General features: G+C 66.6%; 22 protein-coding genes and 1 pseudogene. 12 read left to right on the top strand and 11 right to left on the bottom strand.

Going from position 1 to position 24,963, the window contains the following annotated elements:
• Positions 1-16: 16 nt before the first annotated feature.
• On the bottom strand, positions 17-1,705 hold the full coding sequence (locus O5M90_RS24115; RefSeq protein ID WP_269837801.1) for a serine hydrolase domain-containing protein: 1,689 nt from the start codon (positions 1,703-1,705) through the stop codon (positions 17-19).
• A 199-nt stretch (positions 1,706-1,904) separates the two neighbouring features.
• On the opposite strand from O5M90_RS24115, the gene O5M90_RS24110 reads away from it, so the two are divergent.
• Together O5M90_RS24110 and O5M90_RS24105 are read left to right on the top strand one after the other, a co-directional pair.
• Positions 1,905-2,480 carry an RNA polymerase sigma factor gene (locus tag O5M90_RS24110; protein ID WP_440402393.1) on the top strand — a complete coding sequence of 192 codons (576 nt, stop codon included), beginning with the start codon at positions 1,905-1,907 and terminating at the stop codon, positions 2,478-2,480.
• Entirely contained in the window at positions 2,477-3,457 is a 981-nt protein-coding gene (locus O5M90_RS24105) for a FecR family protein (protein ID WP_269837802.1), read from the top strand. Before O5M90_RS24110 ends, O5M90_RS24105 begins: the two co-directional genes overlap by 4 nt.
• 395 nt (positions 3,458-3,852) lie before the next feature.
• Here O5M90_RS24105 and O5M90_RS24100 read toward each other — a convergent pair.
• Positions 3,853-4,424: pseudogene (locus tag O5M90_RS24100) on the bottom strand (tyrosine-type recombinase/integrase).
• 309 nt (positions 4,425-4,733) lie between these two features.
• Between O5M90_RS24100 and O5M90_RS24095 the strand changes: the two are divergent.
• The 6 genes from O5M90_RS24095 to O5M90_RS24070 all read left to right on the top strand — a co-directional run bounded on the left by O5M90_RS24095 (position 4,734) and on the right by O5M90_RS24070 (position 10,517).
• A complete protein-coding gene (locus O5M90_RS24095) occupies positions 4,734-5,618 on the top strand; it encodes an alpha/beta fold hydrolase (protein WP_440402392.1) in 885 nt (294 codons plus the stop codon).
• Between the two features lie 23 nt (positions 5,619-5,641).
• The gene (locus tag O5M90_RS24090; protein WP_269837804.1) at positions 5,642-6,613 is read left to right on the top strand and encodes an alpha/beta fold hydrolase; all 972 of its coding nucleotides are present in this window, start codon (positions 5,642-5,644) and stop codon (positions 6,611-6,613) included.
• A 20-nt stretch (positions 6,614-6,633) separates the two neighbouring features.
• On the top strand, positions 6,634-7,428 hold the full coding sequence (locus O5M90_RS24085) for an alpha/beta fold hydrolase (RefSeq protein ID WP_269837805.1): 795 nt from the start codon (positions 6,634-6,636) through the stop codon (positions 7,426-7,428).
• Positions 7,429-7,455: 27 nt separating this feature from the next.
• The gene (locus tag O5M90_RS24080) at positions 7,456-8,904 is read left to right on the top strand and encodes a catalase (protein ID WP_262971066.1); all 1,449 of its coding nucleotides are present in this window, start codon (positions 7,456-7,458) and stop codon (positions 8,902-8,904) included.
• 102 nt (positions 8,905-9,006) lie between these two features.
• Positions 9,007-10,035, top strand: a complete 1,029-nt coding sequence (locus O5M90_RS24075) for a redoxin domain-containing protein (RefSeq protein WP_269837806.1) — start codon at positions 9,007-9,009, stop codon at positions 10,033-10,035.
• A gap of 5 nt (positions 10,036-10,040) precedes the next feature.
• Positions 10,041-10,517, top strand: coding sequence for a hypothetical protein (locus O5M90_RS24070; protein ID WP_269837807.1), 477 nt, complete (start codon positions 10,041-10,043; stop codon positions 10,515-10,517).
• Between the two features lie 59 nt (positions 10,518-10,576).
• On the opposite strand, the gene O5M90_RS24065 is transcribed toward O5M90_RS24070, so the two are convergent.
• From O5M90_RS24065 to O5M90_RS24040, 6 genes are all read right to left on the bottom strand, one after another.
• A complete protein-coding gene (locus O5M90_RS24065) occupies positions 10,577-13,147 on the bottom strand; it encodes an ATP-binding protein (protein ID WP_269837808.1) in 2,571 nt (856 codons plus the stop codon).
• A gap of 553 nt (positions 13,148-13,700) precedes the next feature.
• Positions 13,701-14,282, bottom strand: coding sequence for a GNAT family N-acetyltransferase (locus O5M90_RS24060; protein ID WP_269837809.1), 582 nt, complete (start codon positions 14,280-14,282; stop codon positions 13,701-13,703).
• A 12-nt stretch (positions 14,283-14,294) separates the two neighbouring features.
• On the bottom strand, positions 14,295-15,647 hold the full coding sequence (locus O5M90_RS24055) for an MFS transporter (protein ID WP_269837810.1): 1,353 nt from the start codon (positions 15,645-15,647) through the stop codon (positions 14,295-14,297).
• Positions 15,648-15,920: 273 nt separating this feature from the next.
• Positions 15,921-16,754 (bottom strand): GNAT family N-acetyltransferase, encoded by an 834-nt coding sequence (locus O5M90_RS24050; RefSeq protein WP_269837811.1) that lies wholly within the window; start codon positions 16,752-16,754, stop codon positions 15,921-15,923.
• Between the two features lie 71 nt (positions 16,755-16,825).
• Positions 16,826-18,451, bottom strand: coding sequence for a gamma-glutamyltransferase family protein (locus tag O5M90_RS24045; protein WP_269837812.1), 1,626 nt, complete (start codon positions 18,449-18,451; stop codon positions 16,826-16,828).
• A 5-nt stretch (positions 18,452-18,456) separates the two neighbouring features.
• The gene (locus O5M90_RS24040; RefSeq protein ID WP_137942986.1) at positions 18,457-19,425 is read right to left on the bottom strand and encodes a Bug family tripartite tricarboxylate transporter substrate binding protein; all 969 of its coding nucleotides are present in this window, start codon (positions 19,423-19,425) and stop codon (positions 18,457-18,459) included.
• 98 nt (positions 19,426-19,523) lie between these two features.
• Here O5M90_RS24040 and O5M90_RS24035 point away from each other — a divergent pair, with 98 nt between their 5' ends.
• From O5M90_RS24035 to ureG, 3 genes are all read left to right on the top strand, one after another.
• Complete coding sequence (locus O5M90_RS24035) at positions 19,524-20,420, top strand: LysR family transcriptional regulator (RefSeq protein WP_262971075.1); 897 nt, start codon at positions 19,524-19,526, stop codon at positions 20,418-20,420.
• An 86-nt stretch (positions 20,421-20,506) separates the two neighbouring features.
• A complete protein-coding gene (locus O5M90_RS24030) occupies positions 20,507-20,845 on the top strand; it encodes a hypothetical protein (protein WP_262971076.1) in 339 nt (112 codons plus the stop codon).
• 133 nt (positions 20,846-20,978) lie between these two features.
• The gene (ureG, locus tag O5M90_RS24025; protein WP_137942988.1) at positions 20,979-21,626 is read left to right on the top strand and encodes an urease accessory protein UreG; all 648 of its coding nucleotides are present in this window, start codon (positions 20,979-20,981) and stop codon (positions 21,624-21,626) included.
• A gap of 14 nt (positions 21,627-21,640) precedes the next feature.
• On the opposite strand, the gene O5M90_RS24020 is transcribed toward ureG, so the two are convergent.
• Positions 21,641-22,126: a DUF6265 family protein gene (locus tag O5M90_RS24020; RefSeq protein WP_269837813.1), complete on the bottom strand. Its 486-nt coding sequence runs from the start codon at positions 22,124-22,126 to the stop codon at positions 21,641-21,643.
• 200 nt (positions 22,127-22,326) lie between these two features.
• On the opposite strand from O5M90_RS24020, the gene O5M90_RS24015 reads away from it, so the two are divergent.
• Positions 22,327-22,935 carry a GNAT family N-acetyltransferase gene (locus tag O5M90_RS24015; RefSeq protein WP_269837814.1) on the top strand — a complete coding sequence of 203 codons (609 nt, stop codon included), beginning with the start codon at positions 22,327-22,329 and terminating at the stop codon, positions 22,933-22,935.
• Here O5M90_RS24015 and leuD read toward each other — a convergent pair.
• The gene (gene leuD, locus O5M90_RS24010) at positions 22,932-23,564 is read right to left on the bottom strand and encodes a 3-isopropylmalate dehydratase small subunit (protein ID WP_269837815.1); all 633 of its coding nucleotides are present in this window, start codon (positions 23,562-23,564) and stop codon (positions 22,932-22,934) included. The genes O5M90_RS24015 and leuD overlap by 4 nt on opposite strands.
• Positions 23,557-24,960 (bottom strand): 3-isopropylmalate dehydratase large subunit, encoded by a 1,404-nt coding sequence (gene leuC, locus O5M90_RS24005; protein ID WP_269837816.1) that lies wholly within the window; start codon positions 24,958-24,960, stop codon positions 23,557-23,559. The genes leuD and leuC overlap by 8 nt, the downstream gene beginning before the upstream one ends.
• Positions 24,961-24,963 lie beyond the last annotated feature (3 nt).

The raw sequence follows: 24,963 nt of genomic DNA, 5'->3' as shown, positions 1-24,963 counted from the left end.
AGAAACGGGGAATCAGTCAGTCGCCGCAGCGTTCAAACGCCAGTTGGCGGGTGCGCGGCGTGTCGAGGCGGAAACCGCTCACGGAGCCGCTCGGCGGACCGCCAGCGGGCGCGACGCGCAGCACCGCATTGCCGCCATGGCCCATCGGTACGTCGAGCGCCTGGCAGCCGAACACCTCGGCCGAGAGGGCCCGCAGCTCGAAGCGGTTGCCACCATAGGCACCGCGGATCTGCAGCAGCAGCCGCTCGCCGTCGAAATCGATGCGGGCCTCGGCATCGAGATCGGCCGAGCGGTAGCGGCCCAACAGCGGCGCGCCGGCCTCGGCCAGCGGCGGAGGCGTCTGAGGCAGCAGCTCGCAGCATTCGCTGCGGCCGTCCGCGACCAGATCGAGTTGCGGCGGCGGCACCGCGCCGGCCAGTTGCGCGGTCGGCAGCAGATATTGGCCGATACCGCCCTCCTCGAAGGGCTGGCACAGCTGCACCCCCTCGTCGCGCAAGGGCATGGCCAGACCCTCCAGCAGGCTCAGGCCGAGCGCGTCGCCGGCTCTGGCAAAGCCGAAGACCAGGCCCGTGTCGCGGCCGCGATAGCGCCGGCCCAGCATCGGCGCGAAGCGCTCGACGGCCGCCGGCGGCGCGATGGCGGCCAGCCCTTGATCGGCCAGCAAGGCATCGACGATGCGCAGCGCCAGCTCGCGCGGGCTGCATGGCGCACCATTGCCGATGATGATGATGTCCAGCGCCTGGCTGGGCACGCTCAGCATCTGGCTGGCGCCGCCGATCACGGCACCCGGATGGTGAATCACTTCCAGGCCGCGGTAGTCGTGCCGCATCAGGCCCAGGCCGTAGGGCGTGTGGTGGCCATTGGCCAGCCGCGTCGGCGCCAGCATCTGCTGCCAGCTGGCCGCGCTGCCCACGCGCTTGTGCGGCGCGCGCAGATGGGCCAGCCAGCGCAGCATGTCGTCGATGCTGGAGACCATCGCGCCCTCGCCGCGCAACTCCTCGGTCGGGAAGATGCCGCGCCGCCAGCCAGTGCCTTGTGCGGCCGGCAGGTGCAGGGTGGCCGTGCCCGGATGCAGCTCGAAATCGCTGGGCACCGAGGCCGTGTCCTCCATACCCAGCGGCGCGAAGATGCGCTCTTGCAGGAACTGCTCGAAGGGCAGACCGGAGACGTCCTCGATCACTCTTGAGAGCAGCTGGTAGCCGCTATTGCAGTAAATGACCTGGCTGCCGGGCGCGAAATTGGCCTCACGCTGGCGCCGCTGCACGCGCCAGGCCACGCCGGCTGGCTTGATGGCCATGCCCTCGGCGATGAAGCCCAGGTCGAGGTAGCAGCGGTAGCCGCTGCTGTGGTTCATCAGCTGGCGCAGGCTGGGCTCGGGCCCCTGGGCAGGCAATGCCGGCAGCTCGGGCAGGTAGGCACGCACCGGGGCGTCGATGTCGAGCCGGCCCTCCTCGGCCAGCAGCAGCGCGGCCAGGCAGGTGAACTGCTTGCTGGTCGACCCGATGCGCATCCGGGTCCAGGGCGTGTTGGCCACACCTTGCTCGACGCTGGCCAGCCCGATGCCGCGCCGGTAGAGGCTGCGGCCATGCAGGGCCACACCGACGACCAGGCCCGGCGCATCGCTGCGGGCCAGGGGATTGAACAGGGCGTCGAGGGCGGCGATGCGGGGATCGGGTTTATGCGATGAGGACAGGGCTGCGGACATATCGGATCGGCTCAAGGGCTGTGCTGCAAAACCAAGACGAGGCAGCGACCGAGATCCGCGAAAACCCTGGGTATCTACCAAGGCCGACCCGGCCTGCAAAAAATCTTTGCGCCGCACGTACCGGATTTCCGCAGCTGCTTCGTCATCAGAAGCAGGCGGGCACTGCGGATCGTGGCAAGCTCCGCCGACATGAGGAGCCGTGTTGAACACTGAAGAGTTGAACGCCTGGTTCGTGGACCAAGTGCTGCCGCTGGAAGCCATGCTTGAACGCTTTTTGCGGCGCAACTGGCGCGATATGGACGAGATCTCCGACCTGCGTCAGGAGGTTTACGCGCGCGTCTATGACGGCTGTGCACGGGGCCGACCCGATTCGGCCCAGGCTTTTGTGCTGACCACGGCGCGCAATCTGCTGATCGACCGCGCCCGGCGCGCGCAGATCGTCTCGATCGAGACCTATGCCGATATGGATGCGCTGGCGCCGACGCTGGACGAGCTGAGCCCGGAGCGCCACCTGGCCGCGCGCAGCGAGCTCAAGCTGCTGCAGATCGCGCTGAACCTGCTGCCGGCGCGCTGTCGCGAAGTGATTGAGCTGCGCAAGATCGAGGGCCTGTCGCAGCGCGAGGTGGCCTCACGCATGGGCATCACAGAGGACACGGTGGAGCGCCAGGTCTCCAAGGGCGTGCGCGCCCTGGCGCTGGCGCTGCAGGCAACGGGGCTGGGCAGCGCTGCGCGCAGCGTCGCCGCGCCGTTGAGGAAGGGACGGAAAACACAATGAAAAACAAAGAGTTGAATGACATCGAGGCCAGCGCGGCAGACTGGATCGCCGAGCGCGACCGCCAGGGTGGCCGCCTGCCTGCCGAGCGCCAGGCCGAGCTGGAGGCCTGGTTGAGCGCGGCGACCGCACACCGTGTCGCCTTTTTGCGCCTGGACCAGGCCTGGCAGCGCGCCGACCGCTTGCGCGCGCTGCAGGGCGCCGCACCGGTCTTCACGCCGCCGCCGGCGCCGCGCGGCTGGGCTTGGGCCGCACGCCCCCCGCTGCGGCATGCTGCCGCCGGTCTGGGCCTGGCGACGCTGGCCCTGGTGCTGGGTCTGAACTTCGGCAAGCCGACGCAAACGCAGAACTACGCCACCGAGCGCGGCCAGCGTGAGTCGGTCACGCTGACCGACGGCTCAAAGCTGACGCTGAACACCGCCACGCAGTTGCGCACCGAGGTGACGCCACAGGCGCGCCAGGTCTGGCTGGAGCGCGGCGAGGCCTTTTTCGACATCGCCCACGATGCCAAGCGCCCCTTCGTGGTCCATGCTGGCAAGCAGACGGTGACCGTGCTGGGCACCAAGTTCTCGCTCTACCGCGACGGCGACAAGCTGCGCGTGGCCGTGCTCGAAGGCCGGGTTCAGGTGCAGGCCGAGCAAAACCGCCCTGCGGTGCTGACCCGCGCGGACACCGCGCTGGCCGACGCCGGCAATCTGCTGCTGACCAAGCTGTCGCCGCAGCAGCTGACGGCCAGCCTCGGTTGGCTGCAGGGCAAGCTGGTCTTCAACGAAGTCAGCCTGGCCGAGGCCGCGCGCCAGTTCAACCGCTACGGCCGCAAGCAGCTGGTCATCAAGGACGAGGCCGCCTCACGCATCGTCATCGGCGGCGTGTTCGATGCCGCCAATGTCGAAGCCTTCGCCCGCCTGCTGCATGCCGGCTTCGGTCTGCAGGTGCAGGTCCAGAACGAGGAGATTCAGATTTCCAGCCCGGCGTCCTGAGCCGGGCTGGCGGCGTCGTAAGTCTTGCAGCCCGTCTTCCGATGCCCAGCTCATGGAGCCTGTATAGGAAGATGCCCAATTCTCATCGCAGTGCCTGGCGCCACGCATCAGCAATCCTCCCGGGTAGCTTGGGCCGTTGAGCAGAATCGACCGAGCATCGGTAGGCCCCTTGAACAGTCCCAGGATTGCCCCAGGTCGGACAGATGCCTTGCGGTCGTCAAAGTCACCGCTCAGCGATGCCCGCTATAGCCTGAACTTGCCGATGGTGGCCCGAAGCGTGCGGCTGCTTTTTGGCCGGATTTTTCAGTTCGCCTCGCTTTCAGATAGCGACCCAACGCCTGGCCGGCTCATCCGCCAAGCGGGATTGCCCGGCGGATGAGTGGCAGCTGGATCGATCAGATCTCTGTCTGCTCGGAGATCTCAAGGGCATCATCGACCTCGATGCCGAGGTATCTCACGGTTGACTCCAGCTTGGAATGTCCCAGTAGCAGTTGCACGGCGCGCAGATTCTTGGTCCGCCGATAGATCAGCGTCGCCTTGGTTCGTCGCATCGAATGCGTGCCGTAGTCGGCCGGATCAAGGCCCAGCTCCACGACCCAGCTTTCGCGGATCCGGACGTATTGCCGCGTGCCGAGATGCGGTGATCTGTGGAGGCGACTTGGAAACAAGAAGTCGTCGGACTTCAGTCCAGCGGTCTTGATCCATTGCTGAACAGCGTCACGTGCGGCCTGGGTGATCTCGAACTAAACGGTGCGCTGGGTTTTGTGCTGCATCACGATAGCCCGCGACGCAACTTTGTCGCCATGACAGACATCTCCAAGCTTCAGGGCGACGAGGTCGCACCCGCGAAGTTTGCTGTCGATGCCCAGGTTGAATAGCGCGAGTCGCGCACCCGGCCCTCCATCTGAAAGCGGACTCGAAGCGCCCGAATGTCCTTGAGCTTGAACGGTGCCTTCTGACCGACGATTCTGCCCTTGTTTCAGGGTTCGCGGTGATTGGCGTTGGCTGACGTTCCCATGATGGTCTCCCATCGAGTTGAGGGACGTCAACGATGCGCCGTATCGAAGTGGCTCGCTGAGTAACCCGCGCATCTCAGCCTCTCCGGGCTGCGGACTTACACCACGCGCCGGGACATCGCCCCTGCTCTTAGGAATCCTGATCACGAGCCTCTGCGGCACCTCCTGCAAGCGCCCTTGGTCGTCCCAGCGACGACGCAGGACCTACATCGTTTTACATCGCTTAACTGGTGAAAACGCGGCCAGGTTTCGACACTGGCATGGCCAAGCCGGCGAGCGTTCGTCGGTACAGCAAACATGATGCCGGAGCCAAGCCAATGAATCATCATTTCACCGCCCGAGACGGGGCACGCATTCACTACAAGGACTGGGGCTGCGGTCAGCCGGTGGTCTTCAGCCACGGTTGGCCGCTCAATGCGGACAGCTGGGAATCGCAGATGCTGTTCCTGTCGAGCCAGGGCTACCGCACGATTGCCCATGACCGGCGTGGCCACGGCCAATCCAGCCAGACCTGGGACGGCAACGACATGGACACCTACGCCGATGACCTGGCGAGCCTGCTGGAGGTGCTGGACCTGCACAACGTCGTGCTGGTGGGTTTCTCCACCGGTGGCGGCGAGGTGGTCCGCTACATCGGCCGCCACGGCATACGGCGTGTCGCCAAGCTGGTGTTGGTGGGCGCGGTGCCGCCGCTGATGCTGCGTACCGAGAGCAACCCGGATGGCGTGCCGCTGGAGGTCTTCGACGGCCTGCGCAAGGGCGAGATCGACAACCGCGCGCAGCTGTATCGGGACATCGCAAGCGGTCCCTTCTTCGGCTTCAACAGACCCGGCGCTGTCCCTTCCCAGGCCCTGATCGACCGCTTCTGCGAGCAGGGCCTGCAGGCCAGCCATCGCAGCACGCATGAGTGCATCGCGGCGTTCTCGGCGACCGACTTCAGCGCCGATCTGCAGCAGGTCACCGTGCCGACGCTGCTGGTGCATGGCGACGACGACCAGATCGTGCCCATAGCCACCTCGGCGAGGCTCGCCGTCAAGGCCCTGCGTTCCGCCACGCTGAAGGTCTACGAGGGCGCACCGCACGGATTGACCGACACCCACAAGGACCGGCTGAACGCCGACCTGCTGGCCTTCATCGCCTCTTGAACCTCCACCCTCAGGAATCCATCATGAAGATCACGCCACTGATTCTCGCCCTCGCTCTACTTGCAGGCACGATCCACAGCAGTGCCCAAGCTCAATCGTCCAGCAGCACAGCGCCCTCGGCCAAGACCCGGCCGGCTGCGGCGCAGGGCCAGGTCGTAAAGACGGCCAGCACCATCACCACGCGCGATGGAGTGGCGCTCTACTACAAGGACTGGGGTCCGAAGACGGGGCCGGTGGTGGTGTTCAGCCACGGCTGGCCGCTGAACTCGGACAGCTGGGAATCGCAAATGATCTTCCTGGCCAGCAAGGGCTTTCGCGTCGTGGCACATGACCGCCGCGGGCACGGTCGATCCAGCCAGCCCTGGGACGGCAATGACATGGATCACTATGCCGACGACCTGGCGGCTGTCATCGAGACCCTCGACCTGAAGAACGCCACCTTGGTCGGCTTCTCGACGGGCGGCGGTGAGGTGGCGCGTTACATCGGCCGCCACGGCACGAGCCGGGTGAAGAAGGCGGTGCTGGTAAGCGCGGTACCGCCCCTCATGCTCAAGACGCCGGACAACCCGGGTGGCCTTCCGATCGAAGTGTTCGATGGTTTGCGCAAGGCTTCCCTGGCCGACCGCTCGCAGCTCTACCTCGACATTGCCTCCGGTCCCTTCTTTGGCTACAACCGCCCCGGCACCAAACTCTCGACGGGTGCCGTGCAGTCGTTCTGGCGCCAGGGCATGGTCGCTGGCCACAAGAACACCCACGACTCGATTGCCGCTTTCTCGGCGACCGACTTCCGCGGTGACCTGAAGAAGTTCGACGTGCCCACCCTCGTCATCCACGGCGACGACGACCAGATCGTGCCCATCGATGCTTCCGCACGGGCCTCGGCTGCGCTGATCAAGGGCGCCAAGCTGATCGTCTATTCGGGCGCCCCGCACGGCATCACCGACACGCACAAAGAGCGTCTGAACAACGACCTGTTCGAGTTCATCTCGAACTGAAACCCTACCGGACCCTCCCCATGAAACTCAAATTCCTCATCGTTGCCGCCAGCGTCGTTGCCGGCCTCATTCAAATCAACGCACAGGCTCAAGCCATGAACACCCCGTCGATCAAACCCACCATCGTTCTCGTGCACGGCGCTTTCGCTGATTCGTCCAGCTGGAACGGCGTCGTCACCCAGTTGTCGAAGGCCGGCTATCCGGTGGTTGCGGCCGCCAATCCGCTGCGCAGCGTAGCCAGCGATGCGCGCTACGTCGCCAGCGTCGTCGACTCCATCCCGGGTCCGGTGGTGCTGGTCGGCCACTCGTACGGCGGTGCTGTCATCACTACCGCTGCGCTTGGCAAGCCGCAGGTCAAGTCGCTGGTCTACGTGGCTGCCTTTGCGCCTGACACGGGCGAGAGTGCAGGCCAACTGGCCGGCAAGTTCCCCGGTGGCACGCTCGGCGCGGCCCTTGCCAAGCCTGTTCCGCTGCCCGCAGGTGGCGTGGATCTCTACATCGACCAAGGTAAGTTCTGGCAGCAGTTCGCGGCCGACGTCGCTGAACCCGAGGCCCGACTGATGGCTGCCGGGCAACGCCCCATCGCCGAAGCCGCCCTTGTCGAAGCCAGTGGCGAACCGGCCTGGAAGAAGTTCCCCTCCTACTTCATCTATGGCACGGCGGACCTGAACATTCCCGCCGCAGGGCTCGGCTTCATGGCGGACCGCGCGGGCTCGCGCAAGACCGTCGTCGTCCCGGGTGCGTCGCATGTGGTGATGACGTCTCACCCGAAGGCGGTTGCCGAACTGATCGAAGTCGCGGCTGCCGCGCGCTGAGATCGGCGTGACACGAGGAGCGTACACATGAGCAAGAAGCTGACGACCAGCGCCGGCTGCCCGGTCGCACACAACCAGAATGTCATGACGGCTGGGCCCCGTGGCCCGCAGTTGCTTCAGGACGTCTGGTTCCTGGAAAAGCTGGCCCACTTCGACCGGGAGGTGATCCCCGAGCGACGGATGCATGCCAAGGGCTCAGGCGCCTATGGCACGTTCATCGTCACCCAGGACATCACCCGGTTCACGCGGGCCAGGTTGTTCTCGGAGGTCGGCAAGCAGACCCCCCTCTTTGTACGCTTCTCCACCGTGGCGGGTGAGCGCGGCGCGGCAGACGCCGAGCGCGACATTCGCGGCTTTGCCATCAAGTTCTACACCGAGGAGGGCAACTGGGACCTGGTGGGCAACAACACACCGGTGTTCTTCTTGCGCGACCCGCTCAAGTTCCCGGACCTCAACCACGCCGTCAAGCGTGACCCGCGCAGCAACCTTCGCAGTGCCAAGAACAACTGGGACTTCTGGACGCGGCTGCCGGAGGCGCTGCATCAGATCACGGTGGTGATGAGTGATCGGGGCATACCGGCCACCTACCGCCATATGCATGGGTTCGGCAGCCACACCTTCAGCCTCATCAACGCAAACAATGAGCGCTTCTGGGTCAAGTTTCACTGGCTGTCGATGCAGGGCCTCAAGAACCTGAGTGACGCCGAGGCGCAAGCCGCCGCGGGTCGCAGCCGTGAAACGCACCAGGCCGACCTGCTCGAGAGCATCGACCGGGGCGACTTCCCACGCTGGAAGTTCTGCGTGCAGGTGATGCCCGAGGCTGACGCCGGCCAACTGCCCTACAACCCCTTCGATCTCACCAAGGTGTGGCCCCATGCGGACTACCCCTTGATCGAGGTCGGCGTGCTCGAGCTCAACCGGAACCCGGCCAACTACTTCGCCGAAGTGGAGCAGGCCGCATTCAACCCCGCCAACGTGGTTCCAGGCATCGGCTTCTCACCCGACAAGATGCTGCAAGGTCGCCTGTTCTCCTATGGCGATGCGCAGCGCTATCGGCTGGGTGTCAATCACCAGCACATCCCCATCAACGCCCCACGTTGCCCGGTGCACAGCTATCACCGGGACGGCGCGATGCGCACCGACGGCAACCACGGCAGCACGCTTGCCTACGAACCCAATGACGCGGGCGAGTGGGCGGAGCAACCAGACTTCAGCGAGCCGGCGCTGAGCCTGAGCGGCACGGCGGATCACTGGAATCACCGCGAAGACGATGACTACTTCTCTCAGCCCGGCGCCCTGTTTCGATTGATGTCGCCCGACCAGCGGCAAGCCTTGTTCGACAACACGGCGCGCTCGATATTCGGCGCGGGGCTGGAGATTCAGTTGCGTCATATCCACCACTGCACCAGCGCCGACCCTGCTTACGGCACCGGTGTGGCCAAGGCGCTGGGGCTGACTCCCGACGAGAATTCCTGACCGTGCCGGCACCGCACGAAATTCAATCTGAGCGATATGAATCTCCCTATCTCATACCCGCGTAGACGCATTGCACGTTGGGCTGCTCTGTCTCTTGGGAGCATGCTCACGTCATCCTACTCGCAACGGGTCAACGCCGGCGGCGACTGGCTTGCTGCTATCGCCCCCAAGTCAAGGATGCCGGCCCTGGAGGGTGCGATAGCCTGGATCAACTCACCGCCGCTCGCAGCGGCCGACCTGCTGGGCAAGGTAGTGTTGGTCGACTTCTGGACCTACTCATGCATCAACAGCCTGCGCCCGCTGCCTTATCTGCGAGCCTGGGCCCAGAAGTACCAAGCTCTGGGGCTCGTCGTCATCGGTGCGCATACGCCGGAGTTCGACTTCGAGCGCGATGTCCAGAACGTCTCTCGTGCGGCAAAGGATCTAGGCATCGTTTACCCAGTCGCAGTGGACAGTCGCCAGGTGCTCTGGCGGGCGTTCGGAACGCACGCTTGGCCGACGCTGTTTTTTGTCGATGCCAAGGGACAGGTCCGCCATCGCAAGGTCGGAGAGGGTCGCTATGACGAGGCTGAGCGGATCATTCAGCAGTTGCTGCGTGAGGCCGGCCGAAGCGATGTACCGACTGGCCTGGTCTCGCCACAAGGCCAGGGCACGCAGGCTGCATCTGGATTGCGACCGCCCGAATCAGCAGAGACCTATCTCGGCGCTAAACGGGCGGAAGGTTTTGTCTCGGCCGACGGGGCCTTGCGCCGGGGCCGCTCGCACATTTACCTCCCGGCGCGCGGGCTTTCCCTCAACCAGTGGACGCTGGCCGGCAGTTGGCGCGTTGACGATGAGCGTGTCGAACTCGCTCAGGCCGGAGGCCGCATCGCCTTCCGCTTCCATGCCAGAGATCTGCACCTTGTGCTCGGCACCTCGCACGATGGCATGGCGATCCGGTTTCGGGTTCGTATCGACGGACAGCCACCAGGCTTCAGCCACGGCAGTGACGTCGACGCCGACGGCGTCGGTCACATAGACGCGCCACGCCTGTACCAGCTCGTGCGCCAGTCCGGTACGGCGCGCGAACGGCTCTTTGAAATCGAGTTTCTCGACGCCGGCCTGCATGCGTACGCATTCACTTTTGGCTAGTTACCATGAATACTCAAGCTAACCTCACCGCTGTCTTTGCAGCACTGTCCTGTTTCGGCTGGATTGCCATGTTTGCCGCCAAGAAGAGCCGCAGACTCTGGCTCGGCAATTGCTTCGGCATCGTCTATCACATCGCCTTGGCGCCGGTCGTGCAAGCCCTTCCGGCTCCTGAGTTCGTGAAGATGGCCGGCTACTTCTGGATCTTCGGTGACGCGCTGATCGATGTGGCTTCGATCAACGGCATGAACGAAGACAATGTCTGGGCGCTTCGTATGGGCGTTCATATCCCTGCGTCGATCTGGATCGTGGGTGCTTCGCTGGGTATGAGTGTGGTGCCACGCGGCCTGGGCGTGCTGCTTGGTGTGCTGCTTGCGCTCCATGCCGTTGTCGGCCCCAAGATCCCAGATTCCAAGTTCAAGCTGTTCATCTTTGTTCTGCCCTGCATGGCTGCGTGGCTGAGCCTGATTGCTCTCAGGGTATGAGTCAACCGTAGCGCAGGAATCGGGATTTCCCGCGCTTGCCATGAACCTGGCTGCTCAGCTCACTGCAGCAGACGTGTGGCCAGCGACATCGCGCTAGCGTCGTCGCCGCGCTCGCCGCGTCGATACGCGTGGCGCTGAGCCGGCTCGCTCAGCGCCGCGCGGCTCTGGCGTTCCGACTCGCGCCGGAACCAGGCTTCGGCTTCATTGCGTTCGATGCCGTGCGCCCGATGGCCGCTGTCAGCATAACCGTTGAGCCAGGCCGCGTCCTCGAACGAGCCGAGCGAGCAAGCCCATACCGCCAATGCATCACACCACAGGTACAGCAGCTCATGCGCAAGAGCAATAGGGAGGCCCTCGCCGAAGCTGCCGCGCGCCTCGTCCGCCTGGCCCGTGCGCAGCTGGCCTTGCACCAGGCAAAGCAGCACAAAGCTCAGGCTGGCAGTCCGTGGCCCCTGCCGCAGCGCCAGCAACAGCGGCTCGGCGATCGCGATCACCTCGTCGGCGCAGCCGTCCTGCAGCGCCATCTGCATCACGTTAATCAGCAGATGCGTGCGTGTCTGCGGGTCGCATGCGGCGACGGCCAGCGCATTTTCCAGTGCCGGGCGCGTGGCCGATCTGCCATGCAACGCCATGTCTAGCTTGACTGCCAGCACCACGCCGTTAGCGCGCACGGCATCGGGCCAGTCCTCGTCATCGAGCGCTCGCAGTTCGTCGAGGGTCTGCTGCCACACGGGCGGATCCGGCAGTCCTTGCAGCAGCCAGTTGGCCCAGGCGGCCATGGCCCGGAACAGCCCTTGACGGTCGTCGAGCGAGCGGTACTGATCGATGGCAAAGCTGAGCCACTCGCGCGCGCTGCTCCGGTCATGCATCGCCATCAGTTCGCCGGCCGCGCAGGCCCAATGCGCGCGCAATTCCGGCGCTTGGCTTTCGTTGAAATGGCGGGCGGTCTGCACAAAGCAGCGGCTGCTCTCGGTCCAACCGGCCGATTGCCGCAACAAGTAGGAAAGCGGAATACACAGCCGCAAGGCCAGCGTGGCGTCATGGACCATCGCCCACTGCCAGGCCGACTGAGTGTTGTCGATCTCGACCAGCAACTGCTCGACGGCGTTGGTGGTCGGCATCTCACCCGCGAGCGCCGCATGGTGAATCCGTTCCTGGCGCCGGCAGACCGCTTCGGCACGGCGGGCGTTGATCGCGTGCGCCTCGTCATGCGACGCAAGCAGCTCCATGGCATAGGCGCGGGTTGTCTCGAGCAGGCGATAGCGGGGCGGCTCGGTCGCTTCGGCCACAACCAGCGAACGGTCAATCAGTTCCGACAAGGCCTCCAGCGCCGTCCAGGGGTCCTCGAAATCGGCGCTGACGACTTCGCGAAAGAGTTCGAGGCTGAATCCACCGTTGAACACGCCGAGCCGGCGAAGCACCAGCTGTTCGTTTGGACCTAGCAGTGCATGGCTCCATTGCAGCAGCGCGCGCAGGTTGCGATGGCGCTGCGGTGCATCGCGGCGGCCCGGGCCCAGCGACAGGCGGCGCTCGTCCAGCGCCTGCAAGATGCCTTGCAAGCCGAGCACCGGCATCGCGGCGGCCGCATACTCCAGCGCGAGCGGCAGGCCGTCCAGGCGCTGGCACAGGGTGGCCAGTTGATCGGAGGTGGCCTGGTCGGCCGGCACCCGCCGACCGAGCGCTTCGCAACGCGCGAGGAACAGGGCCTGCGCCGCCGCGGCCTGCGCCTGCTCGGCCGGGGTGCCCGCCGGCGCGACGGGCAACGGGACCAGAGGAAGTACCGCTTCAGCCGCCAGTTTCAGGCGAGCCTGGCTGGTGACCAGCAACTGCAGCCCGCTGCAGCCTTCGAGCAGCGCATGCGCCACCTCGGCAACGCTTTCCACCAGGTGCTCGGCATTGTCGAGCACCAGCGTCAAGGCCTCGGGTTTCAGGGCCGCGATCAGCCCCCTCAGTTCATCGTCGGCACCGGTTTCCAGCCCGCAGCTGCGCGCGATGCTGCTCACCACGAACTCGGCCTTGTTCAAGGGCGCGAGCTCGACCCAGACCACGCGTCTCGACGGGTCTGCACAAAGCGCCTGCCGCAGCGCTTGCGCAAGGCGCGTCTTGCCAATGCCCGACATGCCGGTCAGCGTGACCAGGCGCTGCCGCTGCATCAGCGACAGCGCCTGCTTTAGCAGTTCGTCCCGGCCGATCAGCCTTGTCAGTACATCAGGGGGGCGACTTTCCGGTCGCGCCGTTGCTTCCCCCGAGGCCGACGCCCCCCGCTGCGGTTGGGGCTCGGCTGCGCGCTGTACCGGTTGCGCGAACTGGTAGCCGCGGCCGGGAATCGTGCTGATGATCCGCGGGCCTAGGCACTTGCGGATTGCCACCATATTGACCCGCAGATTGGCCTCCTCCACCACGGTGTCCGGCCATACCAGGCTCATCAGTTCCCGCTTCGACACCACGCGTCCGTGGCGCTGCGCCAGCACGGTCAGGATGTCGAAGGCACGCGCGCCGAGCGGTGCGGAGCGGCCTTGCAGCAGCAGTTCACGTGAGGCGAGCCGCAGTTCCGCATCGCCAAAACGAAGCACGGTTTCCGCAGGCGGCGCTGGGTGGGGTGAGGGTGGGGCCGAGGAATCGAGGGGCATCAAGCGAGCGGGTGGGCGGGGGCGACTCTTGATCTTAGTGGAGCCAAGCACGGGGTCCGTTCCGCCACCGGTCAATTCGCCACGCCGGCGCAGGCCACCGGCCTCGGTTGCGTCGTCAGTATTCGAGGCGGGGCACCTTTGATTACGAGGTGGGCATGCCTGGCTGCGACATGGCTCGGCCGACCAAACCAACTCCTTGGACTGTCGCAAAGCGGCCGCTCGGCAGTGCCTGCTTATGGCCGAAACTGTTGGGTCGCGGAAGTCGCCGAGAGCAGCCGGTGGGCAACGACGGATGACCAAAAGTGCCTGCTGGGTTGTTCCTGGACAGGATTCCGAGGCGGATGGTTCGAGTCAGTTTGCAAGCTTTCGGTGGCGAACCCGCAAACTGCCCACCAGGCCGGCTCTGTCAATCAACATCCCGATCTCCCACATCGTGATCCACGAAGTGGCCACCAACAACTGCGGCTGGGCGAGCGAAACGACCTCGGTCCTAGGCGCACGCAATCTCAATCCCGAGCGCGCCTGAGGGCTCGCACGACTGCGCTTGGTGTCGTCAGGCAATCCTCGAATACACCCGCGTATCGCGCAGCTCCCCGCTCGGGCACAAGGTGTCGCGCCGCAGCACCCCCTCGAACTCGAAGCCGCAGCGCTCGGCCACCGCGCGGCTGCGCAGATTGCGCTCGTCCATGCGGATCTCGACCCGGCGTGCGCGCAGCTCGTCGAAGGCCATGCCGGCCAGCGCCTGCACCGCTTCCGAGACATAGCCCCGGCCCTGGGCGCTCGTGCGTATCCAGTAGCCGATCTCGAAGCGCCGCACCGCCCAGTCGAAGCGGTGCAGGCCGGTACCGCCCAGCAGGCGGCCGGCCTGCTCGCTGCCGGGCTCGCGCAGATAAAACTGGTAGGCGAGGTCGCTGCGCAGGATGAACCGGGCCAGCTGATGGCGCAGCACGGTCTCGCTCTCCTCGATGCTGGGCGCGGTCTGCGCCCAGGGCATCCAGGGGCGCAAGTCATCCAGCGACTCGCACACTGCCGCATTCAGCGCCTGGCCCAGGCCGGCACGCGGCGCTGCAATCACGAGGCGCTCGGTCAGGAGGCGCTCGGGCACCTGGATCAGCACCGGGTCAGGTGTTGTCATGTCCACACTCCCTCACTTGTTGGGAACCAAATCCGGCACCACGCCCGGTGTCGCTTCGGCGCCCAGTGCAGCCTCGACATCGTCCGGCTTGGGCAGCTCACGCACCTCGCGTATGGTCGCGTGGCGCCAGGCCAGCAGCGCCAGCAGCAGCGCGCCGCAGCCGGCAAAAGCCAGCGCCGAACGCAGGCCGAACTGCTCGCCGAGCCAGCCACCCAGCAGCGCGCCGGGGCCTGCCGGGATCAGTATCAGCCAGCGCATCGTGCTGGTCATGCGGCCCAGCATCGGTGCCGGCGTCACCGCCTGGCGCAAGGACAGGAAGTTGATGAAGATCAGCACCGCGCCGATGCCAAAGGTGAACAGCATGAAGGCAAAGGCCGCCACGCCCCAGGCATTGGCGGGCGCGACCGACAGCAGCAGCCAGCCCAGGCCGCAGACCGCGAAGCCCAGCACCAGGCAGGGTCCAGGACCCAGCCGGCGGCTGATGCGGTGACCCATCACGCTGGTCAGCACGGTACCGGCACCCAGCGCCACATAGGACAGGCCCACGGTCTGGCCCGACAGGCCCAGGGTGCGGGTCGCGAACAGGATCTGCACGACGATGGCCGCGTTATGGCACAGCTGCCAGCAGCCCACGGCGGTGGCCAGGCTGACCAGCAGGCGCTTGTTGCGCACGAAGCGCACGCCGGCCTTCAGATCGCGCCAGAAGTCGGCATTCTTGGCCTTGACCGGTTCCTCGTTGACCTTGATGCCGCGCAGTATCAGCGCCGAGATCAGCACCAGCACGGCATCCACCGCCAGCGCCATCGGCGCGCCCAGCACCTTGATCAGCGCGCCGGCAAAACCCGGCCCCGCGACCTCGGCGCCGGACGAGGCCAGCGCGTTCTTCGCATGCGCCTCGACCAGGCGCGAGCGCGGCACCACCTGGGTCAGCACGATTTGCGCGGCGCTGCCGGCCGTCGTGTAAACCGTGCCCAGCACAAAGCCGACCACATAAAGCCAGGTCATCGACAGCCAGCCCATCCAGTGCGCCAGCGGCACGGTGGCCACGACAAAAGCCAGCAGGGTCTCGCCCCAGACATAGACCGGCAGCTTGCGCACCCGGTCCAGCCAGACGCCCGAGGGCAGCGAGAACAGCACAAAGGGCGCGATCTCCATCGCCGTCAGCAGACCCATCTGGGTGGGGCTGGCGTTGAGCAGCACGGCCGCCGTCAGCGGCAGGGCCAGCATCGTGATCTGCCCGCCCAGCGAGCTGATCAGGATCGAGGTCCAGAGCCGGCGGTAGACCAGGTCGCGCAGCAGATCGCCGGGCGGCAGGGTCAGGGCTTGTCTGAGCTGGTCAAACCAGGACATGGGCCGGGTTTGCATAGGATTCTCCAATGAGGGCAGCACCTCGCCCTTGTGAGGCCAGGTCTGAGAAAAACGAGTGAAAAAAAGAGGAAGGGAGGGGGCGGGTCAGACCGACGCGCACGGCAGACCGCCAGCACGGACGCGCACGCCCGCGGCACGGTGTGTGCGGGGTCTGCTGCGGTCGAGGAGCTTGGTCATGGATCTTGCCTATTTGAGGCTCTCATCCTACAGGCCGGCTTGACGGCGGACAAGCCGTGCCGGCGCGCCGACGAAGCCCAAGCCGGGGACAAATCACGCCAATCGCACATCATTCGCGGGACGGCGCTGCGCGCCCCAGTAGCGGCCCTCGCGCTGGAAGCCGACATTCTCGTAGATGCCGATGGCCACATCGTCCGGATCCGCGCACATCACCAGGCGCTGCAAACCCATGCCGGCCAGGCCGTGGCGGCTCACCCCCTGGATCAGCGCGCTGCACAGGCCGCGCCGGCGCCAGGCCGGGTGCGTGCCGACATGCTGGAAGCGGCCCAGCGCGCCATGCCTGAACAGACCGCAGTCGGCGACCAGCTCGCCGCCATGCCAGATGCCGAACCAGGCACCCAGGCCGGCCGCCTGCATCGCCGCGTAGCGGGCCATCTGGCGCTCACGGTGCTGGCGGTAGTTGACCGGCTCGAAACCGCTGTCATTGGACTCGCATTGCAGGGTCACCGCCGCCCGCCGCTGGGCCGGATCCGCAAGATCGACCTCGGCAAAGCGGAATGCACCGGCGAGCGTCTTGGCCGGCTCGCGCAGCTGCGGCTCGCTCAGGCTCAGTTGCGCGGTGCCAAAGACCTCGAAACCGGCCGCCAGCCAGCCCGGCAGCGCGGCCTGCGGCGAGCGGGTGTCGAAACCGATCGCGACATGGCCCGACTCGCGTGTGTGCTGCCCCACCTCCTCGTCAAAGCGAGTCAGCCAATGGGCCAGGTCGGCGTCGCGCGGCGCCTCGGGCAGCACGAGGCAGTTGCCCCAGTAGAACAGCGGGTTGGTGGGCGTGCGCACCACCAGGCAATCGGCGCGCTCGATGACCAGGCCGTCGAAGCGCGCGAAGATCAGATCGGTCTGCCAACCGAGGGAGAGAGACTGCAGCATCGTGCTCATCGGCACACGGTAGCAGCCCTCCCCTCAAACCCCAAGTGTCGGAAATAACGGTCTGCGCGCCGTCAGAAGCCCACCGCTGCACCGTCGCGGCGCGGATCGCTGGCCGCCACATAGCCGTCCACGGCCGGGTCGCCCTGGCGCCAGATGAACTGGCCGGCACCGAAGTCCTGGTAGCTGTCGTTGATGTCGGCGATCTGGTGGCCCAGCGCGCGCAGGCCGTCGACGGTGTCGGCATTCATCGCCGACTCGACATTCAGCGACAGGCCCTCGTTGTAGCGCCAGCGCGGCGCATCGCAGGCGGCCTGCGGGTTCTGGCCGTAGTCCAGCATGCGCACCAGGGTCTGCATATGGCCCTGGGGCTGCATGTTTCCGCCCATCACGCCGTAGCTCATCACCGGCTGGCCGTCCTTGGTGAGGAAGGCCGGGATGATGGTGTGGAAGGGGCGCTTGCCCGGCGCCACCTGGTTGGCATGGCCCTCTTCCAGCGTGAAACCATGGCCGCGGTTCTGCAGCGAGACGCCGTAGCCCGGCACGACCAGGCCCGAGCCGAAACCCATGTAGTTGCTCTGGATGAAGCTGACCATCATGCCGCTCTCGTCGGCCGTGGTCAGGTAGATGGTGCCGCCCTTGACCGGGTTGCCGGCCTTGAAGTCCTGCGCACGGCCCATATCGATCAGCTTGGCCCGCTCGGCCAGATAGGCCGGGTCCAGCATCTGCGCGGTCGTCAGCTTCATATCGCCGGGCTCGGCCACATAGTTGTAGACATCGGCAAAGGCCAGTTTCATCGCCTCGATCTGCAGATGCTGCGAGGCCACGCTGTCGACCTTGTGCGCGGCCACGTCAAGATGCTTCAGGATGCCCAGCGCGATCAGCGCAGCGATGCCCTGGCCGTTCGGCGGGATCTCGTGCAAGGTGTGGCCGGCATAGTCCTGCGCAATCGGCTCGACCCACTCGGGGCTGTAGCCGGCCAGATCGGCCACGCTCATCGTGCCGCCGGTCTGCTTGGCGAAGGCGGCGATCGCCTCGGCCACCTCGCCCTGGTAGAAGGCCTGGCCCTTGGTCTGGCCGATCAGGCGCAGCGTGCGCGCCGCGTCCTTGAACTGGAACAGCTCGCCGACCGCCGGCGCCCGGCCCTTGGGCAGAAAGGCCTGGGCAAAGCCCGGCTGCGAGGTCAGCTCCTGCACGGCCGCGGCCAGCGTCCACTTCTGCTGCACGATCACCGGCACCGCGTAGCCGCGCTCGGCGATCTCGACCGCAGGCGCCATCAGATCGGCAAAAGGCAGCTTGCCGAAGCGCTCGCTCAAGGCCACCCAGCCGGCCACCGCGCCGGGCACGGTCACGGCGTCCCAGCCGCGCTTGGGCAGGTTCTTGGCCTCGGCGCCGTATTTGCGCCGGAAGTACTCGGGCGTCCAGGCCTGCGGCGCGCGGCCCGAGGCATTCAGGCCATGCAGCTTCTTGCCGTCCCAGAGGATGGCGAAGGCGTCCGAGCCCAGGCCATTGCTGCAGGGCTCGACCAGGGTCATCACCGCCGCCGTCGCAATAGCCGCGTCGACCGCATTGCCCCCCTGCCCCAGGATGCGCAGACCGGCCTGGGCCGCCAGCGGGTGCGAGGTCGAGACGATGTTGCGGGCAAACACCGGCATGCGCTGGCTGGCATAGCCGCCGTTCCAATCAAAGCTATGAGTCATCACATTCACTCCACAGAAATCTTGCGTTCACGAATCAGTCGGCCCCAGCGTTCGCTGTCGGCCTTGACCATCGCGGCGAACTGGGCCGGGCTGGCATTGCTGACCGGCTCGGCGCCCAGCCGGGCCAGGCGCTCACGCACCTCGGGCGACTGCATCGCGATGTTCAGCTCGCTGTTGAGTTTGGCCACCACGGCCGGCGGCAAGCCCTTGGGGCCGTAGACGCCGAACCAGGTGATGGACTCGAAACCGGGCAAGCCCGACTCGGCCACCGTCGGCAGCTCCGGCGCCAGCGCCGACCGGCTCTTGCCGGTGACGGCCAGCGCCTTCAAGCGCCCTTCCTTCACATGCGGCATGCCGGAGACGATGGAGTCGAACAGCAGATGCACATTGCCCACCACCAGGTCCGGCACCGCCAGCCCGGTGCCGCGATAGGGGATATGGGTGATGAAGACATTGGCCTGGGTCTTGAAGGCCTCGCTGGTCAGGTGAACGATGGTGCCGTTGCCACTGGACGCGTAGTTGTACTGGCCCGGCTTGCTCTTGACCAGCGCGATCAGCTCGCGCACATCCTTGACCGGCAGCGAGTTGGGCACCAGCACCACATTGGCGGCATTGGCCACATGGGCCACCGGCGTGAAGTCCTCGTCAACCTTGTAGGGCAGCCTGGGGTTCAGATGCGGGCCGATGGCATGGGTGGAACTGGTGGTCAGCACCAGGGTGTAGCCATCGGGCGCGGCCTTGGCGCCTTCGGACGAGCCCAGGCTGCCGCCAGCACCGGCCTTGTTGTCGACCAAGACGGTCTGGCCCAGCTGGCTGCCGAGCTTTTGCGAGATCGCTCGCGCCAGCAGATCGGTGGCACCGCCGGCCGGAAAGGGCACGATCAGGCGGATGGACCGGTTGGGATAGCTCTGGGCCAGCGCGTTCAGGCTGATCAGTCCGAAACCCAGGGCCAGGGCCAGGTGGCGAAACTTCATCGTCGCAACTCCATCATCTAGGGGCGCAGTGATTGTGTGCCGGCGGAGATGACAAGAAAAGCTAATAATTCTTGGCTTCATCACAAGGAGTGCTTTCCATGCCCAGCCTGCGCAGCCTGAAGAGCTTTGTCGCCGTGGCCCGCTGCGGCTCCTTCGCGGCGGCGGCCGCCGAGGTCGCGCTGACCCAGGCGGCCGTCAGCCTGCAGATGCGCAATCTGGAGCAGGAGTTCAAACAGGTCTTGTTCGACCGGGGTGGCCAGGACGGCCAGAGCGGGCGCAAGGCCCAGCTGAACGCGGCCGGCCAGGCCTTGCTGCCCTGGGCCGAGCGCATGCTGGCCCTGGACGCCCAGCTGCACGAGGAGTTGCGCGGCGCGGCCCTGCGCGCCGATCCGATGGCGGGGGCCTACCGCATCGGCGCGGTGGTCTCGGCGGTGGCGCCGCTGGCCCATGCGGTGGTAGCGCTGAAACAGCAGCATGCGGCGCTGGAGCTCAAGCTGGTATCGGCCAAATCGGGCGACCTGGCCGAGATGGTGGAGGCCGGCCAGCTCGATGCGGCCGTGCTGGTGCGCGGCGCCGGCAAGCTGCCGCCGCAGCTGGGCTGGAGCCCACTCTATGAAGAGCCGCTGGTGCTGCTGGCCCATGCCGACAGCAAGCGCCGCAGCGCCGCCCAGCTGCTGGCCGAGCAGCCCTTTCTGCGCTTTGACCGCAGCGAGCGCACCGGCGCTCTGCTGGAGCGCGCGCTGCGCCGCCTGCATGTGCCGGTGCGGGAGTTTCTCGAGCTCAATTCGATCGAAGCCTTGGCCGAGCTGGTGCGCCAGCGCGTCGGCGTCAGCCTGCTGCCGCTGCTGCGCCGCGCCAGCTGGGAGCAAGACCTGACCCTGCGTGTGATCGCCTTGCCCGAGCTCGGGCTGGCCCGCAGCATCGGCCTGCTGTACAGGCGCGAGGCGCGCGGCCCGCTGACGGAGGCCATCGCCCAGCAGCTGCGACAGGTGTAAGTCATTGCAACGCACCGCTCCAGGGTCAACGATGCACGCCAAGGCGTCGTTGAGACACTACCTTTTGCACCCCTGGAGACATCCTGATGAACGCTCTGAAGACCGCCCTGATCCCCGCGCTGCTGTCCTTGGCCGCTGGCGTTGCGTTGGCTCAAACCGCGGCCGCTCCGACCGCCGCACCGGCACCTGCTGCAACCACGGCACCGGCGGTCACGACTGCGCCCGCCGTCGCCGCCAAGGTGGACGCGAAGGCCGAGGTGAAGGCCGAGGCCAAGCCCGCCGCAGAGGGCAAGCACAAGGCCAAGAAGGCCGCCAAGCCGGCGGCCGCCGACACCAAGGCCGAGGTGAAAACCGACGTGAAGGCCGATGTGAAGGCCGAGGCCGCTGCCAAGGCGGACACGACGACCGCCGCCAAGAAGCCCTGATCCCCGCGAGTCCCTGCTGGCCGCCCCGAGCTGCGCTTGGGGCGGCCTTGTCGTCTGAGCGGCGCCGCAGGTGCGCGGCTGGCACTATGCTTGCATGTTCCGCAGCCATTGACCAACTCAGCGACTCCCCACCATGAGCACTGCCCTTCATTCCATCCCCGGCCGTAGCAAGAAGCTGCCGCCGCTGCGCGTCGGCGTCGGCGGCCCGGTCGGCTCCGGCAAGACCACCCTGGTCGAGGTGCTGTGCAAGAGTTTGCGCGAGCGCTACGACCTGGTGGTGGTCACCAACGACATCTACACCAAGGAAGACCAGCGCCTGCTGACCGTGGCGGGCGCGCTGGAGCCCGAGCGCATCATGGGCGTCGAGACCGGCGGCTGCCCGCATACCGCGATCCGCGAGGACGCCTCGATCAATCTCGAGGCGGTCGACCGCATGCTCAAGCTCTACCCGGATGCCGACATCGTCTTCATCGAGTCCGGCGGCGACAACCTCGCTGCGACCTTCAGCCCGGAACTGTCGGACCTGACGATCTATGTGATCGACGTCGCCGCCGGCGAGAAGATCCCGCGCAAGGGCGGCCCCGGCATCACCAAGAGCGATCTGTTCGTCATCAACAAGACCGATCTGGCACCCTATGTCGGCGCCAATCTGGACGTGATGAAGGCCGACACCGAACGCATGCGCGGCGCACGGCCCTTTGTGATGAGCAATCTGAAAACTGGCGCCGGGCTGGACGAGGTGATCGCCTTTATCGAGACCAAGGGCCTGCTGAAGACCTGAAGCGGCGACCGGACTCAGCCCGGCATGGCCTCGCAGCGGATCCGGCGCATCGTGAAGTCGATGCGCTTGCTGCGGCCCTGGGTCTGCCCCTCGATGCGCGCCTTCAAGACGCCCTGCTCCAGCGCATAGACGACCCGCTGCGGGAAGTCATGCGCCGGGTTCTCGAACTGCGCCTCGGTCTCGCTGAGCGAGACCAGCGCGAAGGCCACCGGCTTTTGCTCGCCCACGGTCGCGATGAAGTCGATGCGGCCCGCCGCATTGCGGCGGATCTGCATGAACTCATGGCCGGTGGTGCGACCGCGCTTGACGGTGCGGCTGAGCCCCAGCAAGGTATCGCCGGCCAGCGGCAACCAGTGCTCGACCGAACCCGGCTCAGCCCCGTCGGGCGCCCAGCAGCCGGCCAGCCAGGCCAGCTTTTGCAGCTCATGCTCGGGCTGAGCCTGGGTGGGCAGCACAAGCAATGCAAGCAGGGCGGCCAGCAGCAACGATCTTTCCAACATGGCGGCATCCTTCCGGTCGATCCATGCCCGCACTCTAGACCGTCGGCGCAGTGTCCGCTCGCATCCATTCGACATGCCGTCAGAGCCGGCCCCGCTGCCTACTTGGAATAGGACAAGATACGCTCCCGAGTTCTGACCGATGGCAGGAACGGCGATTCTCGCTTGGGTCAGCGCATGCCTCGCTTGACTGGAGCCTACCCATGAGCACAGCATCGATTCCGTCCCTGCCACGGCTGGAGATCGTGGAAGCGGCAGCCGCCCCCTGGGCCGATCTGGAGACGCTGTTCGGCGCGCGCGGCGCCTGTGGCGGCTGCTGGTGCATGGCCTGGCGCTGCAAGCGCCGCGACTACGAGGCCGGCAAGGGCGAGCTCAATCGCGAGCGGCTGAAGACGCTATGCAGCAGCGGGCTGCCAGTGGGCCTGCTGGGCTATTGGCAGGGCCGGCCGGTCGCCTGGTGCTCGGTGGCGCCGCGCAGCGACTTTGCCTACTTCGAGACCACACGCAGCCTCAAGCCGATTGACGCCTTGCCCGCCTGGGCGATCAGTTGCTTGTTTGTCGCGGCCGACCAGCGCCGCCAGGGTCTGGCCCGCCAGATGGTCGTGGCGGCGGCCGACCATGCCTTCCGTCAGGGCGCGCCGGTGCTGGAGGCCTATCCGGTCAGCGGCTCGGGAGCCACCGCCGCGCCGGTCTTCATCTGGACCGGGGTGCCGGCGCTGTACGAGCCGGCCGGCTTTCGGCCCGCCCAGGCCGCCAGGTCCACCGGCGGCCGCACCCTCTACCGGCTCTGGCCCGAGAACGCGCGCGGCTAGACCAGGCGCTCGCGCGTCCTGCGCGCCACATCCTGCAGCCAAGGCTGGCGGGCCCAGTGTGAGCGCGCAAAGGCGTCTATCTGCTCGCGATAGCTCAGCGACAGCCCGATCACATCCAGGCCCTCGACGAACATGCGGCGGTGGCGGGACGAGAGCTCGAAGCCGGCATCGACCGCCGAGCCGCGCACCCGCATCGCGCCGAGGTCGATGCTCAGCGCCTGGCCGGCCTCGGCCTCGTCCATCAGCGCGGCCACGTCGGTCTCGGCCAGCATCACCAGCAGCAGCCGGTTGTTCATCGCATTCGAGTAGAAGATCTCGCCGAAGCTGCTCGCAATCACCGCGCGGATGCCGAACTGCTGCAGCCCCCAGACCGCATGCTCGCGGCTGGAGCCACAGCCGAAATTGGCGCCACCCAGCAGGATGGCGGTGCCGGCATGCTCGGGGCGGTTCAGCACAAAGTCTTGGCGTGGCTGGCCCTGGGCATCGAAGCGCAGGTCGTAGAGCAGGCCGCGATCCAGGCCCGCTTTGTCGATGCCGCGCAGGAACTGCTTGGGCATGATCTGGTCGGTGTCCAGATTGTCGATGCGCAGCGCCGCAGCGCGGCCGCTGATCATTGTCGATTCAGACATGCAGGCTCTCCAGTCGGCGCACATCAGTGATGACACCAGTGACCGCCGCCGCCGCGGCCATTGCCGGGCTCATCAGATGGGTGATGGCGCCGCGCCCCTGGCGGCCCTCGAAATTTCGGTTGGTGGTGGACGCGCAGCGCACGCCCTCGGCCAGCACATCGTCGTTCATCGCCAGGCACATCGAGCAACCGGGTTGACGCCACTCGAAGCCGGCAGCCTGCAGCAGTGCAGCAATGCCCTCGGCCTCGGCCTGGACCTTCACCGCGCCCGAGCCCGGTACCACCATCGCCCGTACGCCCGGCGCCACCTGGCGGCCGCGCACGACCGCGGCGACGGCCCGCAGGTCCTCGATGCGGGCATTGGTGCAGGAGCCGATGAAGACATGCTGGATCGCCGTGCCCTCGATCGGCGCGCCGGCCTGCAACTGCGTGTAGCGCAAGGCCTGCTCGGTGCTGCGCCGCTGCGCGCCCTCGGGATGCGGCACATGAGCATCGATCGCCACCACCTGATCGGGGCTGGTGCCCCAGCTGACATGCGGCACCACATCGCTGGCGTCGAAACAGTGCTCGACGGCAAACAGGGCTTCGGCATCGCTGTGCAAGCCGCGCCACTGCGCCAGCGCGGCGTCGCGCTGCACGCCCACGATGTCCGGAGCCCGGGCCAGCACATAGTCGATCGCCACCGCGTCCGGTGCGATCAGCGCGCCGCGCGCACCGGCTTCCACGGCCATATTGCACAAGGTGAAGCGTGCCTCGACCGACAATGCCGTGATGGCCGTGCCGCAGAACTCCACCACATAGCCGCGCGCGCCCTGGGCACCGATGCGGCCGATGATCTTGAGGATCAGGTCCTTGGCCGTCGTGCCCGTCGGCAATTGGCCGTCGACGCGGATGCGCATGTCCTCGGCCAGGCGATAGACCAGGGTCTGGGTCGCCAGCACATGCTCGACCTCGGAGGTGCCGATGCCGAAGCCCAGCGCACCCAGCGCGCCGTAGGTGGTGGTGTGGCTGTCGCCACAGATCACCACCATGCCGGGGCGGATCATGCCGTGCTCGGGCGCGACCACATGCTCGATGCCTTGCAGCGCATCATTGGTGTCGAACAGCGGGATCGCATGGCGATCGCAGTTGCGCTTCAGATTGCCCGCCTGCAAGGCCGATGCCGGGTCGCGGATGATGCGCAGCTTGTCTGGATGGGTAGGGATGATGTGGCTGACCACCGCGACGTTCTGCCCCGGCACCAACACCTCGCGGCCCTGTGCATGCAGGCCGGCAAAGGCCTGGGGGCTGGTGTATTCGTTCATCAGGTGCAGGTCGCAGAACAGCAGCACGTTCTGCGCATCGAGCACCGCCACCGTGTGCGAATCGACCAGCTTGCGATACAGGGTGCTCGCCATGAT

The sequence above is a fragment of the Paucibacter sp. M5-1 genome, from assembly GCF_027498415.2.
Lineage (GTDB): Bacteria > Pseudomonadota > Gammaproteobacteria > Burkholderiales > Burkholderiaceae_C > Roseateles_E.
Note: the sequence above shows the minus strand (reverse complement) of the source record. Positions and strands in the feature narration are given on the sequence as shown.